This window comes from Sulfitobacter sp. 1A13368 (genome assembly GCF_043557275.1).
Taxonomy (GTDB): Bacteria; Pseudomonadota; Alphaproteobacteria; order Rhodobacterales; family Rhodobacteraceae; genus Sulfitobacter; species Sulfitobacter faviae.
The window spans coordinates 444,600-457,319 of the sequence record NZ_JBIFFR010000003.1 but is presented as its reverse complement, the minus strand read 5'-3'; the positions used below and the strand labels follow the sequence as shown (position 1 = coordinate 457,319).

12 protein-coding genes and 1 tRNA gene are annotated in these 12,720 nt (G+C 62.0%); 8 read left to right on the top strand and 5 right to left on the bottom strand.

What is annotated here, in order from left to right:
• Positions 1-595: 595 nt before the first annotated feature.
• Both msrQ and msrP read right to left on the bottom strand, forming a co-directional pair.
• The gene (msrQ, locus tag ACGYK4_RS09335; RefSeq protein WP_394430901.1) at positions 596-1,192 is read right to left on the bottom strand and encodes a protein-methionine-sulfoxide reductase heme-binding subunit MsrQ; all 597 of its coding nucleotides are present in this window, start codon (positions 1,190-1,192) and stop codon (positions 596-598) included.
• Between the two features lie 64 nt (positions 1,193-1,256).
• Positions 1,257-2,162, bottom strand: a complete 906-nt coding sequence (gene msrP, locus ACGYK4_RS09330; RefSeq protein ID WP_394456130.1) for a protein-methionine-sulfoxide reductase catalytic subunit MsrP — start codon at positions 2,160-2,162, stop codon at positions 1,257-1,259.
• Positions 2,163-2,285: 123 nt separating this feature from the next.
• On the opposite strand from msrP, the gene ACGYK4_RS09325 reads away from it, so the two are divergent.
• On the top strand, positions 2,286-2,720 hold the full coding sequence (locus ACGYK4_RS09325) for a DUF302 domain-containing protein (protein WP_271692956.1): 435 nt from the start codon (positions 2,286-2,288) through the stop codon (positions 2,718-2,720).
• Between the two features lie 60 nt (positions 2,721-2,780).
• Here the strand turns inward: ACGYK4_RS09325 and clpB are convergent, their stop codons facing one another.
• Positions 2,781-5,396 (bottom strand): ATP-dependent chaperone ClpB, encoded by a 2,616-nt coding sequence (clpB, locus tag ACGYK4_RS09320; RefSeq protein WP_394456128.1) that lies wholly within the window; start codon positions 5,394-5,396, stop codon positions 2,781-2,783.
• 355 nt (positions 5,397-5,751) lie between these two features.
• Between clpB and ACGYK4_RS09315 the strand changes: the two genes are divergently transcribed.
• The gene (locus tag ACGYK4_RS09315) at positions 5,752-6,066 is read left to right on the top strand and encodes an orotidine 5-phosphate decarboxylase (protein WP_067265831.1); all 315 of its coding nucleotides are present in this window, start codon (positions 5,752-5,754) and stop codon (positions 6,064-6,066) included.
• Between the two features lie 244 nt (positions 6,067-6,310).
• Positions 6,311-7,006 (top strand): orotidine-5'-phosphate decarboxylase, encoded by a 696-nt coding sequence (pyrF, locus tag ACGYK4_RS09310; RefSeq protein WP_394456127.1) that lies wholly within the window; start codon positions 6,311-6,313, stop codon positions 7,004-7,006.
• A gap of 191 nt (positions 7,007-7,197) precedes the next feature.
• On the opposite strand, the gene ACGYK4_RS09305 is transcribed toward pyrF, so the two are convergent.
• Complete coding sequence (locus ACGYK4_RS09305; RefSeq protein WP_394456126.1) at positions 7,198-7,614, bottom strand: NUDIX hydrolase; 417 nt, start codon at positions 7,612-7,614, stop codon at positions 7,198-7,200.
• Positions 7,615-7,674: 60 nt separating this feature from the next.
• On the opposite strand from ACGYK4_RS09305, the gene ACGYK4_RS09300 reads away from it, so the two are divergent.
• On the top strand, positions 7,675-8,928 hold the full coding sequence (locus tag ACGYK4_RS09300) for a DNA polymerase IV (RefSeq protein WP_394456125.1): 1,254 nt from the start codon (positions 7,675-7,677) through the stop codon (positions 8,926-8,928).
• Positions 8,929-8,930: 2 nt separating this feature from the next.
• Here the strand turns inward: ACGYK4_RS09300 and ACGYK4_RS09295 are convergent, their stop codons facing one another.
• A complete protein-coding gene (locus ACGYK4_RS09295) occupies positions 8,931-9,791 on the bottom strand; it encodes an N-formylglutamate amidohydrolase (RefSeq protein ID WP_394456123.1) in 861 nt (286 codons plus the stop codon).
• A 145-nt stretch (positions 9,792-9,936) separates the two neighbouring features.
• On the opposite strand from ACGYK4_RS09295, the gene ACGYK4_RS09290 reads away from it, so the two are divergent.
• The 4 genes from ACGYK4_RS09290 to ACGYK4_RS09275 all read left to right on the top strand — a co-directional run bounded on the left by ACGYK4_RS09290 (position 9,937) and on the right by ACGYK4_RS09275 (position 12,360).
• A tRNA-Val gene (locus tag ACGYK4_RS09290) sits at positions 9,937-10,011 on the top strand.
• 76 nt (positions 10,012-10,087) lie between these two features.
• Complete coding sequence (gene ykgO / locus ACGYK4_RS09285; RefSeq protein ID WP_005850168.1) at positions 10,088-10,213, top strand: type B 50S ribosomal protein L36; 126 nt, start codon at positions 10,088-10,090, stop codon at positions 10,211-10,213.
• A gap of 126 nt (positions 10,214-10,339) precedes the next feature.
• Positions 10,340-11,215: a glutathione-dependent disulfide-bond oxidoreductase gene (yghU, locus tag ACGYK4_RS09280; protein ID WP_067264177.1), complete on the top strand. Its 876-nt coding sequence runs from the start codon at positions 10,340-10,342 to the stop codon at positions 11,213-11,215.
• Positions 11,216-11,343: 128 nt separating this feature from the next.
• A complete protein-coding gene (locus ACGYK4_RS09275; protein ID WP_394430883.1) occupies positions 11,344-12,360 on the top strand; it encodes a Fe(3+) ABC transporter substrate-binding protein in 1,017 nt (338 codons plus the stop codon).
• The last annotated feature ends 360 nt before the right edge of the window (positions 12,361-12,720 follow it).

Here is a 12,720-nt window from a genome sequence, read left to right as displayed (position 1 = left end):
ACCATTCTCTGTTTGTTGTGCTTCAGCTACAAAGTAGCGAAAGCCGTCCAAACAGTGAAGCTGACACTCTATCATCGGGCCGAAACCCTAAGAGCGCGATATACAGACGTTGATCCATCGAATGAACCAAACCGCCCACATATCTCTTCAGATATCAAATTTTCAAACAGCGTTGAGACAAAAGAAACTGAGATGCGCCCTAACTTCTTGGCGCGCCCCGCCTCTCATACCTCGAATTCTTATCCGCCTCGTGATCCGAACCACCGCGTCTCCGCTGCCGTCCGCCCCGTCTGGCGCCCCAGCGGTGCGTCTCAGCGCCGCCGGTAGAGGGGGTTCTAAGGTTAGTGGGACAAAGCCGCAAGCCGTTTTTTGAAGTTTTGTGTAGTTTTTGTGAAATCCTTATAAAATCACGGCAAAACAAGGCGTTATGGCATGCGAAAGACTGCAGAGGTTAACGCAAACTCTCCTAATATGCCTTCGTTATGTTAACGCCATCAGTTATCCACATGCCACAGCCCGGAATCGCGCGTTTCAGACGCGTGAATCACGACCTCTGTTGCCCCTTCCGAGTCGCCCATCCCCGTGGGCCTTTCTGTCAAAAGCTCCCCAACGGCAGCCGATAGATCAAAAGCCCTGCGACAAGACCGGCATAGACCAGCGGCTCTAGCTGAAACCCTTTCGCCAGCCATAGGAAATGTAGGGCTGCCAAAAGCGCTGCTACATAGGTCAGCCGGTGGAGCTTGCGCCAACGCGCCCCCAGCTTCCGCAGCGACCAGTTGTTGGATGTGGCCGCCAGCGGCACAAGGCATAGGAACCCCGCCATGCCGATGGTGATATAGGGCCGTTTGAGAATATCCGCCCAGATACGCGACAGCCCCTGCACGTCGAGCAGCGCCCAGACCGTCAGATGCGCGAGCGCATAGACGAAGGTCATCACACCGAGCGCCCGGCGAAAGCGCAGCAGGCTCACCCCAAGTACTCGGCGCAACGGGGTGATCACCAGACCGGCGATAAGCAGGCGCAGCGCCCAGAGACCATAGAGGTGTTCGAGCCCCTTTACCGGATCGCGCCCCAGCCCGCCGGTAAGCCCTTGGTAAAAGAACCATGGGATAGGCAGGGCCAGTAGGAAATAGACTGCCCAGACCGGGATGCGGCGGGCGGCCCTGTTCAGGGCATCGGCCAGGCGCATCATGCTGCGGCCACGCCAGCCTGCGGCGCTTGGGCGAAAGGACGGGGCATATATATTGCAGCCGGCATCAGAAGTTCGCCGTCAGGTCCATGCCCTCGTAAAGCGACGCCACCTCTTCTTCGTAGCCGTTGAACATCAGCGTCGGCTGGCGCCCTGCGAAGAGCCCGCCGCCGATGGGGCGCTCATCGGCCTGCGACCAGCGCGGATGGCTGACCTTGGGGTTCACGTTGCTGTAAAAACCATATTCTCGCGGCGCGGCCTTGTTCCAACTGGTGGGCGGCTGCGTGTCGGTGAGCGTGATGCGCACCACGGATTTGATGGATTTATACCCGTATTTCCACGGCACGACCAACCGCAGCGGCGCGCCGTTCTGGTTCGGGATGTCTTTGCCATAGATGCCGGTGGCCATGATCGTCAGCGGGTGCATCGCCTCATCCAGCCGCAGCCCTTCGACATAGGGCCAGTCGAGCACGGGGAAACGCAGGCCCGGCATCTCTTCGGGGCGGTAGGCGGTTTCAAAAGCCACGTATTTCGCGCCGGATTGCGCCCCGGCCATATTGAGCAGATCGGCCAGTTCGAACCCGTTCCACGGCACCACCATCGACCACGCCTCGACACAGCGCAGCCGGTAAATGCGCTCTTCGATGGTCATCGCCTTCACGATATCCTCGAAAGCATAGTCGCCGGGCTTGTCGACCATGCCCGCGATGGTCACGGTCCAAGGGGCGGTCGTCAGCGCGCCCGCGTATTTCGCGGGATCGTCCTTACCGGTGCCGAACTCGTAGTAATTGTTGTATTGGGTGATGTCTTCGTAGTCATTCGGGGTCAGCCCCTCTTGGGCCGCGGCCCCCTGCCCCAGCCCGGCAAGACCCAGCCCCGCCATCGCAACGCCCATGATCTGCCGCCGGTTGAGGTATTGCGCCTCATCGGTCACGTCACGGTCCGTCAGTCGATTGATCCAGCGATTGGCCATTTCAGCGCTCCCTACTATACTCATGCAAAGTTAGCGCCCGCCGGAAGCCATACCAAATCCTTTCGCCCGGATTTCAGCCAGCACACCGGAATGTCAGGCGCCGTTATTCAAAGGAGTGCCGCCATGATCCGTTTTCTTTTCGCCGCCGGTCTGATCTGGGCCAGCGCCGCCCAAGCGGATGAGATGGTCACCTATACCACCGACCAGAGCTTTGGTGATGTGACCTTCGGGGTGGAGAACGCGATCCTGAACCAAGGGCTCATCCCCGAGAACGTCAGCCATGTCGGTGAGATGCTCGACCGCACCCGCGCCGATGTCGGGTCGGACGTGGTGCTGTTCGAGGCGGCGGAGGTGTTCAGCTTTTGCTCGGCCGCGCTGTCGCGCAAGGTGATGGAGGCGGATGTGATGAACATCGGCTTTTGCCCCTACGACATTTTCGTCATGCAATTGCCCGAGAGTGACGAAGTGACCATCGGCTACCGCGCTTTCCCCGACGGCGCGATGCAAGAGGTGCAAAGCCTGCTGGACGAGATCGTGAAAGAGGCGATTGGAGAGTAGGTCCCCTTCCAGATTAAAAAAGGGCCGGAAAATCCGGCCCTTCTCTTCATCGCATAACGGTTAGTGCACCGTTGCGTCATCCGGCTTGGGCCGGTTTGATGCGGCCACTTGATCGCCGATGATCAACCCATCGGCCCCGGCGCGGACGGTGACGGTATCGCCATCCTTCACATCCCCGGCCAAGAGCATCTCGGCCAACGGATCCTGCACGGTGCGCTGGATCACCCGCTTCAAAGGACGCGCCCCGAAGACCGGGTCATAACCCTCATCCGCCAGCCATTTTCGCGCGGCGTCGTCGAGATCGAGTGTGATCTTCTGCCCCGCAAGTCGCTTGAGCAGCCGCGCCATCTGAATATCGACGATCCCGTCCATGTCCTTGCGGCCCAGACGGTCAAAGATGATCGTCTCATCCAGACGGTTCAGGAACTCCGGCCGGAAATGCGCCCGGACCGCATCCATCACGTCACGCTTGGCCGCCGCCATATCGCCGCCCTCGGGCAGTTGGCTCAGCGCCTGCGCCCCGAGGTTGGAAGTCAGCACGATCAGCGTCTGTTTAAAGTCTACCGTGCGGCCCTGACCATCGGTCAGCACACCATCGTCGAGCACCTGCAAGAGCACGTTGAAGACATCGGGATGCGCCTTTTCGACCTCATCAAAGAGCACGACCTGATAGGGCCGACGCCGCACCGCTTCGGTCAGCACACCGCCCTCGTCGTAGCCGACGTAGCCCGGAGGGGCACCGATCAGACGGGCCACGGCGTGTTTCTCCATGAACTCCGACATGTCGATGCGCACCATGGCGCTGTCGTCGTCGAAGAGGAACTCGGCCACGGCCTTGGTCAGCTCGGTCTTGCCCACACCGGTCGGCCCGAGGAAGAGGAAGGAGCCCAGAGGCCGGTTCTCGTCGTTGAGCCCCGCACGCGCCCGGCGCACGGCATTGGCCACGGCCTTCACGGCAGCATTCTGCCCGATCACGCGGTCATGCAACTGCTCTTCCATCCGCAGCAGCTTGTCGCGCTCACCCTCAAGCATTTTACCCGCAGGAATGCCGGTCCAACGCTCGACGACGGAGGCGATCTGGTCCGGGCGCACGGCCTCTTCGACCATCATGTCATCCTCACGGCCTTCGGCGGCTTCAAGGTCGCGTTCCAACTGCGGGATCACGCCATAAGATAGCTCGCCCGCGCGCGCGAGGTTGCCTTCGCGTTTCGCGATGTCGAGTTCGGCCCGCGCTTGGTCGAGCTTCTCCTTGATGTCACGCGCCCCGGCCAGCTTGTCACGCTCGGCCTGCCACTGCGCTGTCATCTCGGCACTGCGATCTTGCAGATCGCTGAGGTCTTTTTGCAAAGCCTCCAGCCGATCCTTGGACGCGGCATCGTCTTCCTTCTTCAGCGCCTCCGCCTCGATCTGAAGCTGCAGGATCTGACGGTCCAGCGCATCCAATTCTTCAGGCTTGCTGTCGACCTCCATCCGCAGGCGGCTTGCCGCCTCGTCCATCAGGTCAATCGCCTTGTCGGGCAGGAAACGGTCGGTGATATAGCGATGGCTCAGCGTCGCCGCCGCGACCAGCGCGGTGTCGCTGATGCGCACGCCGTGGTGCAATTCATACTTCTCTTTAATGCCGCGCAGGATCGAGACGGTGTCTTCCACCGTCGGCTCCTGCACGATCACCGGCTGGAACCGCCGCGCAAGTGCCGCGTCTTTCTCAACATATTTGCGGTACTCTTCGAGGGTGGTGGCACCCACACAGTGCAATTCCCCCCGCGCCAGCGCAGGCTTCAGCAGGTTCGACGCATCCATCGCGCCATCGGCCTTACCGGCGCCGACCAGCGTGTGCATCTCGTCGATGAACAGGATCACCTCGCCCGCGGCTTCGGTCACCTCGGTCAGCACGGCTTTCAAACGCTCTTCGAATTCACCACGGTATTTCGCGCCAGCGATCAGCGCCCCCATGTCGAGCGCGAGCAGACGCTTGTTGCGCAGGGATTCAGGCACGTCACCATGCACGATGCGCAGCGCCAATCCTTCGGCGATAGCGGTCTTACCGACGCCGGGCTCGCCGATCAGCACCGGGTTGTTCTTGGTGCGGCGGCTCAGCACCTGCATGGCGCGGCGGATCTCTTCGTCCCGGCCAATGATCGGGTCGATCTTGCCCTCTTCGGCCCGCGCGGTCAGGTCGAGGCTGTACTTCTCCAGCGCCTCATAGTTGTCTTCGGCAGTGGCGCTGTCGGCCTTGCGGCCCTTGCGCACATCATTGATGGCGGCATTAAGCCCTTGGGCGGTCACCTGCCCCGCTTCCAGCGCCGTCTTTGCGCCCGATTTTACCATGCATAGCGCGGTCAGAATGCGCTCGACAGTGACGAAACTATCGCCTGCTTTCTTGGCAATCGCTTCGGCCTCGGCCAGCACCTTGGCGGTGGTGCCGTCCAGATAGACCTGCCCCGCATCGCCGGTGACTTTCGGAATCTTGCCAAGCGCCAAATCAAGCGCCTGCACCACGCGCGCACCGTCGCCGCCCGACGCGGCGATCAGATTCCGCGCAAGTCCTTGGTCGTCGTCCAACAGTGCTTTGAGGACATGTTCCGGGGCCAGCCGTTGGTGGCTTTCCCGTGTTGCAATGGTCTGCGCCGCCTGAATGAAGCCGCGCGATCTTTCCGTGAACTTGCTCAAGTCCATGGGTCTCTCCTTTTCTACAAGCGCTCCAAAATGCCGCGCCCGGTATGTGGCGCGCGGCGGTCTGAGCCTCCGTATCAATTTGGGTAGCGGGACTGCGGGTTCAAGACCATCCAATCGCAAAATACCGCCGAGAGAACTGCCGCCAACAGGAAAAATTCAGCCAATAAGGCAAAAATACGGCAACTTTGCGACAAAAAATACAATCCTATACTATTGATATCAATACATTGTTAACCTTTATCCACAGAAGCTGTAACCATAATGAAACCATTTTGCCCCTTCTCGCGTTTACCCAGCAGAGGAAAGCAGGATGGCAAAGCCTGCCAAGGTTCAGAAGAACGCAAGAGGTGAAACGATGCAGACGCGCCCTATCCAGTTGACAGATGTCACCTACAATGCGGCCACTCAGTGTTTCGAAGCGCTGGTGACCGTCCAAGACGGGGAGCAGCTGCGCCGTTACGCCTGCGCCATCGATGCCCCGATCACCATGTCATACCACGATGCCGCCGACGGGCTGTCCCGTCAGGCGCTTCGTCGCCACGCACAAAAGCGTGGCCTGAGTTCCGAAGTCCTGCGCCACGTCCCCGCACAGCGGGCCGGACGCCGCAGCTTCGACCCGCTGCGTTGGCTGGAAGAGGTCATGCACCTCCCCGGTCGCGACGCGGCTTGACCCCCTTCCGCGCGGCGCCTGCCTGCCGCGCGGCTGCCCGCGGACCTGCCGCCACCTCATCTGTCCCGATGTGGCGTTCCGCAAACCAGAGACCAGTGCCTGCCTGCTAAGTCTCTGATCACTTGGCCCGGACCCGCTCAGCGGTGTTCGGGCCTCTTTTTTGCGCCCTCCCCGCATGAATGATGGACTTGCCCCGCGCCGCGGCGTAGGTCAAAGCCGTTTGAAATTTGGCAGGAGCCCTCGCATGTCTGATGACCGTCTGATTGTCGCCCTTGATGTTCCCCATGCGGTCGCGGGGCTGGAACTGGCCGAAAAGCTCGGTGATGCCGTGGGCTTTTACAAAATTGGTCTAGGCATGCTGACTGGCGGCGGCTTGGCCTTGGCCAATGAATTGAAGCAAGAGCATGGCAAGCGCATCTTCCTTGATATGAAGCTTTTCGACATCGGCGCCACCGTCGAGGCGGCGGTGCGGGGCCTTGCGCAGTTCGATCTGGATTTTCTGACCGTCCACGGCGACCCGCATGTGGTTGCTGCGGCGAAACAGGGGGCCGCGGGCACCGATATGAAAATCCTCGCCGTCACCTTCCTCACCTCGCTGGACCGCGCCGATCTTGACGCCGCGCTGATCCAGCCGGGCGATCTGGGCGATCTGGTGCTGACCCGGGCGGGCCGAGCGCTGGACGCAGGTGCGGATGGAGTCATCGCCTCTCCCCAAGAAGCCGCCGCGATCCGCGCCCTGCCCGAAGCGGGCGGCAAGCTGATCGTCACCCCCGGCGTGCGCCCTCAAGGGGCTGCATTGGGCGACCAGAAACGCGTCGCCACACCGGGGCAGGCCATCGCGGACGGGGCCGATCACATCGTGGTGGGGCGCCCGATCTGGCAGGCCGAAGACCCCGCCGCCGCCGCCCGCGCCGTGCTTCAGGAAATTTCCGAAGGTTAACAACGGGCTCGCCCCCGCCTGTAGCAAATCGACCACAGCGCGCCGGGTTGCGCCGCGGGGGCGGCCATCAACGTTAGGCGAAAACCGCCCCATATGTTATGTTGAACTCAGGTGATACTCCCCGACGAACTGGTTCTTCCTGATGTTCGTCACCTCCCCCCGCTCACGCAGGCGGGGGGCCTTTATTTGCCCTACATCCTCCCATTCGCGTGCTCTGCAAGATAGACCCGCAAGCGGTCCTGAAAGGCGGGCACCGCGCGGGGATGGTTGAGAAACTCCGCCTCGGTCATCAAGCGCCAGCGCTGCCCCTCGTCGCCAAAGACAATCTGGGCCTCTGCCTCCGCAGGCAAGCGCGCGACGAAGAACCATTTGATCCGCCCGCCCTCGTCAAAGCTGCCCTCCCAGATTACGGCATCTTCAGGCACCACGATCCCCAGCTCTTCGCGGCATTCGCGCAGCGCGCAGGCCAGCGGGGTCTCATCCCCCTCGCGGCCCCCGCCGGGCAAATCCCAGTGATCGGCAAAGAGCAGCCCCTGCAGATCGTCGCGCAGGATCACGGCCAGCTTCTCCCCAAGGTAGAGCGCGAGCTTTGCGCCATCAAAGACCATGTTCAATCCCTCGCGATCTGGTTAGAATCGTCGCCCGAACCCTGCCCTCCCGGTGTACCCATGGCTACCCTCTGTCGCGATTGTCTGACTGAAATCCCGCCGTCGCGGCGCTGCCCGCGCTGCGGCAGCCCGCGCGTGCTGTCCCACCCGGAACTCTTCGACCTCTCCATCGCCCATATGGATTGCGACGCCTTCTATGCCTCGGTCGAAAAGCGCGACAATCCCGAACTCGCGGGCCGGCCCGTCATCATCGGCGGCGGGCGGCGCGGGGTCGTGTCGACCGCCTGCTATGTCGCGCGCATTCGCGGCGTGCGCTCCGCCATGCCGATGTTTCAGGCGCTCAAGCTTTGTCCCGAGGCGGTGATCATCAAGCCGCGGATGGAGGTCTATGTCGAAGCCTCCCGCGCGATCCGTGCCATGATGGAAGAGATGACCCCGGCCATCGAGCCGCTGTCGCTGGACGAAGCCTTTCTCGACATGACCGGCACCGCGCGGCTGCATGGCCAGCCCCCGGCGATGATGCTGGCGCGGCTGGTGCGGCGGATGAAAACCGAACTGGGGCTGACTGGCTCCATCGGGCTGAGCCACAACAAGTTTCTGGCCAAGGTCGCCTCGGACCTCGACAAGCCGCATGGGTTCTCTGTCATTGGCGCGGGGGAAACTGCAGACTTTCTGCGCGACAAACCGGTGGGCATGATCTGGGGCGTCGGTGCCGCCACCCAGACCGCGCTGGAAAAGGCCGGCATCCGCAGCTTTTCCGATCTCCTGCGGTGGGAACAGACCGATCTCATCGCGCGCTTTGGCAGCATGGGGGACCGGCTGTGGCATCTGGCACGGGGCCAAGACACCCGCCGCGTCTCGCGCCACCGCCCGGTGAAGTCGATCAGCAACGAGACGACATTCTCTGACGATACGGGCGACGCGGAGATTCTGGACGGACATATCTGGCGTTTGGCGGAAAAAGTGGCGGACCGCGCCAAGGCGAAAGAGATGGCGGGCCGGGTGGTGACGCTCAAGCTCAAACGCGCCGATCATACCGTGCTGTCGCGCCGCCTGTCGCTGCATGACCCGACCCAATTGGCCGACCGGATTTATCGCACCGCCCGCGCCCTCTTCGATCAAGTCGATCACCAAAGCGCCTATCGGCTGATCGGCGTGGGCCTCTCCGAGCTGTCGGACGCAGAGGGGGCGGATATGGCGGGCGATCTGCTCGACCCCGGTGCGGCACAACGCAGCCGGGCCGAGCGCGCCGCCGATAGCATCCGCAGCCGTTTCGGTGAAAAGGCCATCGTCAAAGGCCGCGCGCTGCGCTGAGCCTACTCCGCGGCGAGCGGAAGCCGCTCCTGCCCGATCTGCGCCACCTCGGCCACGACCCGTTGCAGCGCCGCCTGCACCGCCTCGAAAGCGCCATTGGGGCGAATCAACCGCTCGTTCATGTAAAGCGCGCGGTCGATTTCCACCTGCACCGCATGCTGCCCCCGGGACGGGCGGCCATAGGCTTGGGTGATATAGGCCCCCGCGAAGGGCGAATTGCGCGTCACGACGAAGCCCGCATCGACGAAAGCCGCTTCGATCAGGTCGACCACCTCGCCCCCCGCCGCCGCGCCGAAACGATCCCCCAGCACGACATCGGGCCGCCGCATCCCGCCGCGGGCCACGCCGTCCATCGCCTCATGCGGCATGGAATGGCAATCGACCAGCACCGCTTGCCCATGGCGGCGATGCGCCCCGCTGAGCAACTCCTGCAATTTCGCGTGATAGGGCCGCCAGTAGCTGTCGATTCGCAACTGCGCCTCTTCTTGGGTCAGTTTGCCGCGATAAATCGCCCGGCCATTGGCCACCACGCGGGGAATCACCCCCAGCCCCGAGGCCACGCGCGGGTTATGCCCCTGCCGCGGAATGCCTTCGATGACCGACGGATCCAACTCCTCCGGCGCGCGATTGAGGTCGATATAGGCCCGCGGGGCCCCGGCTTTGATAAAAGAAGCGCCATGCAGCGGTGCGCAGTCGAACAAGAGATCAACAAAGGCATCTTCGGACGAACGGATCGCATGTTCGTCCAAAACCGACCGCCGCAGGAAAGACGCCGCATAATCCCGCCCCGAATGGGGCGATGCAAAGACCACGCAAGAGCGGTTTCGGTCCGGATGCAGTACTTCGTAAGCGGTCATCGGCATAATAAATTCCTCTAAGTCGAACATAGCGTGTTTATTCCGCGCCAAAAGCCCTTGATCCCGCCGCCGACTCCTTTTATAGCACCCCAACGGCGCGAAATTTCGCGCCCCATTTAGTTTTGGGGCCGATACGGAAACGCTGAAAAGTGGGTGATTAGCTCAGCGGTAGAGCACTTCGTTGACATCGAAGGGGTCACTGGTTCGATCCCAGTATCGCCCACCATTTATTCATCGACCCGCCCTTGGCGGGTTGCCCGCAACCCAGGCGCTGGCCCGCGCCACGACATGAGGAGACGACCATGAAGGTTCGCAATTCGCTCCGCTCGCTCAAGAATCGGCATCGCGATTGCCGTGTTGTGCGTCGCAAAGGCCGCGTTTACGTCATCAACAAGACGCAGCGCCGGTTCAAAGCCCGTCAGGGCTGAGCTTCGCAGCTATTCGGTTTAAAGGCCGCTCCTTCGGGGGCGGCTTTTTTCGTTGCGCCTAACTGCTTGCAACCCCGGCGCAAAACCCCACCTTCAAGGCAGGCTTGAATAACAAGGAAGACCATCATGTCGGACACGCCCGAATATACGCCCCCCAAGGTTTGGAAATGGGAATCAGAGAGCGGCGGCAAATTCGCCAGCACCAATCGGCCCATCGCCGGCGCGACCCATGACAAGGAACTGCCAGTTGGGGAGCATCCCTTTCAGCTTTACTCCCTCGCCACGCCCAACGGGGTCAAAGTCACGGTGATGTTCGAAGAATTGCTGGCGGCGGGCCACAAAGCGGCGGAATATGACGCGTGGTTGATTGATATTTCCGAGGGCGATCAGTTCGGCTCCGGCTTTGTCGAGGTGAACCCCAATTCGAAAATTCCCGCGCTGATGGACCGTTCCGGCGACGCGCCGCAGCGGGTCTTCGAATCGGGGGCGATCCTGCTCTATCTCGCCGAGAAGTTCGGCGCCTTTCTGCCCCAAGACCCCGCCCGCCGGACCGAGGCGCTCTCGTGGCTCTTCTGGCAGATGGGCAGCGCGCCCTACCTCGGCGGCGGCTTTGGCCATTTCTATGCCTATGCGCCTGAGAAGTTCGAATACCCCATCAACCGTTTCGCGATGGAGACCAAGCGCCAGCTTGACGTGATGGACAAACATCTGGCCGAGCACGAATATTTCGCAGATGAATACTCCATCGCCGATATGGCGATCTGGAGCTGGTATGGGCAGCTGGTCCTCGGCAGACTCTACTCCGCGGCGGAATTCCTCGACGTGACCTCTTACAAGAACGTGATGCGTTGGGCCGAGGCGATTGACGCGCGCCCGGCCGTGACGCGAGGCCGGATGGTCAACCGCGCCTTCGGCGATGACCTGTCGATGCAATTGCACGAGCGTCACGACGCCAGCGATTTCGACACCAAGACCCAAGACAAGATCGGCAGCAAAGACTGACCACGCAGCCCCCGGCCCGGCTTGGCCGGGGGCTTGCCAACCAATTCTGGCGGAATTGGTTGCAGGAAAGGGTGAAATCTGTTTCTTACTATTTCAGTCAAGTTATCCCAATGGAACAGGACCCTGATATGACCTTCTGCAAAACATCGACTGCCGCCGCCGCGCTCATGGCGCTGGCCCTGCCCGCGCTGGCCGATGGCGAGTTGAACCTTTACTCTTCGCGTCACTACGACACCGATGAGCGGCTCTACTCCGACTTTACCGAAGCAACCGGCATCACCATCAACCGCATCGAAGGCAAGGCCGACGAACTGCTGGCCCGTATGGAAGCCGAAGGCGCGAATTCCCCCGCCGACGTCCTGCTGACCGTGGACACAAGCCGCCTCAAGCGTGCCAAGGACTTGGGCCTGCTGCAAGCCGTCGAGAGCGAGACGCTGGAAGAGCGCATCCCCTCCAACCTGCAAGACGACGACAACCAGTGGTTCGGCCTGTCGCAGCGCGCGCGGATCATCTTCTTCAACAAAGAGACGATGGACAACCCGCCCGAGACCTACATGGACCTCGCCGATCCGGCGTATAAAGGTCAGATCTGCATCCGGTCCTCGACCAACACCTACAACCAGACCCTGCTGGCCTCCATCGTGACCCATGAGGGCGAAGAAGCCGCGACCGAATGGGCGCAGGGCGTGGTCGACAACATGGCGCGCGCCCCGCAGGGCGGCGACACCGACCAGCTGCGCGGCATCGTTTCCGGTGAGTGCGACATCGCGGTCTCCAACAGCTACTACTTCGCCCGTGCGATCCGCACCGATGTCGATGGCGTCAGCGCCGATATCGGCAAGATCGGCGTGATCTGGCCGGATCAGGAAGGCAACGGCGCGCATATGAACCTCTCGGGCGGCGGTGTGGCCAAGAACGCGCCGAACCGTGAGAACGCGGTGAAGTTCCTTGAGTATCTCGCCTCGGATCAGGCGCAGGTCTACTTCTCGGCGGGCAACGACGAATTCCCCACCGTGGAAGGCGTGGAACTGGCCGACAGCGTCAAGCAGTTGGGTGAGTTCAAAGCCGACGAGGTGAACCTGTCGGACGTGGCCGAGAACATCGGCACCGCGCAGAAGATCTTCAACTCGGTTGGCTGGGAATAATCAGCGCGACATTCGCGCAGGAGGCGGGCTTTCGGGCCCGCCTTTTTTATGTGCTGTGCTGCCCGCATCTAGAGCCCCGCCCGTGGGGACCACGGGCATCGCCCTCCCTCCCCCCGGAGGGCGATTTTGCAACGCTGGCCCATGACGCAGCACCTGCGCCCTCGGCAAGGGCATTGCAGAGAGCAGGCCGATCATCGCCCCCCCAGTGAGGGCGATGCCCTCATCGCTCCCGGCCCGGAACCAAGCCGCAGGCGCCGGATTTGGTAAGGCTGGGTGGAAGTCATCTAAGTCACGCCAAGGCGGCACCATAAAGTGGCACGAAGGCACGGTTGGATCGCCACCCCACGGGCAGGCGCTGGC

Excerpts from the sequence above, each read along its gene's own strand:
- msrQ (WP_394430901.1), bottom strand. The coding sequence starts at position 1,192 with ATGATGCGCCTGGCCGATGCCCTGAACAGGGCCGCCCGCCGCATCCCG.
- msrP (WP_394456130.1), bottom strand. The coding sequence starts at position 2,162 with ATGGCCAATCGCTGGATCAATCGACTGACGGACCGTGACGTGACCGAT.
- ACGYK4_RS09325 (WP_271692956.1), top strand. The coding sequence starts at position 2,286 with ATGATCCGTTTTCTTTTCGCCGCCGGTCTGATCTGGGCCAGCGCCGCC.
- clpB (WP_394456128.1), bottom strand. The coding sequence starts at position 5,396 with ATGGACTTGAGCAAGTTCACGGAAAGATCGCGCGGCTTCATTCAGGCG.
- ACGYK4_RS09315 (WP_067265831.1), top strand. The coding sequence starts at position 5,752 with ATGCAGACGCGCCCTATCCAGTTGACAGATGTCACCTACAATGCGGCC.
- pyrF (WP_394456127.1), top strand. The coding sequence starts at position 6,311 with ATGTCTGATGACCGTCTGATTGTCGCCCTTGATGTTCCCCATGCGGTC.
- ACGYK4_RS09305 (WP_394456126.1), bottom strand. The coding sequence starts at position 7,614 with ATGGTCTTTGATGGCGCAAAGCTCGCGCTCTACCTTGGGGAGAAGCTG.
- ACGYK4_RS09300 (WP_394456125.1), top strand. The coding sequence starts at position 7,675 with ATGGCTACCCTCTGTCGCGATTGTCTGACTGAAATCCCGCCGTCGCGG.
- ACGYK4_RS09295 (WP_394456123.1), bottom strand. The coding sequence starts at position 9,791 with ATGCCGATGACCGCTTACGAAGTACTGCATCCGGACCGAAACCGCTCT.
- ykgO (WP_005850168.1), top strand. The coding sequence starts at position 10,088 with ATGAAGGTTCGCAATTCGCTCCGCTCGCTCAAGAATCGGCATCGCGAT.
- yghU (WP_067264177.1), top strand. The coding sequence starts at position 10,340 with ATGTCGGACACGCCCGAATATACGCCCCCCAAGGTTTGGAAATGGGAA.
- ACGYK4_RS09275 (WP_394430883.1), top strand. The coding sequence starts at position 11,344 with ATGACCTTCTGCAAAACATCGACTGCCGCCGCCGCGCTCATGGCGCTG.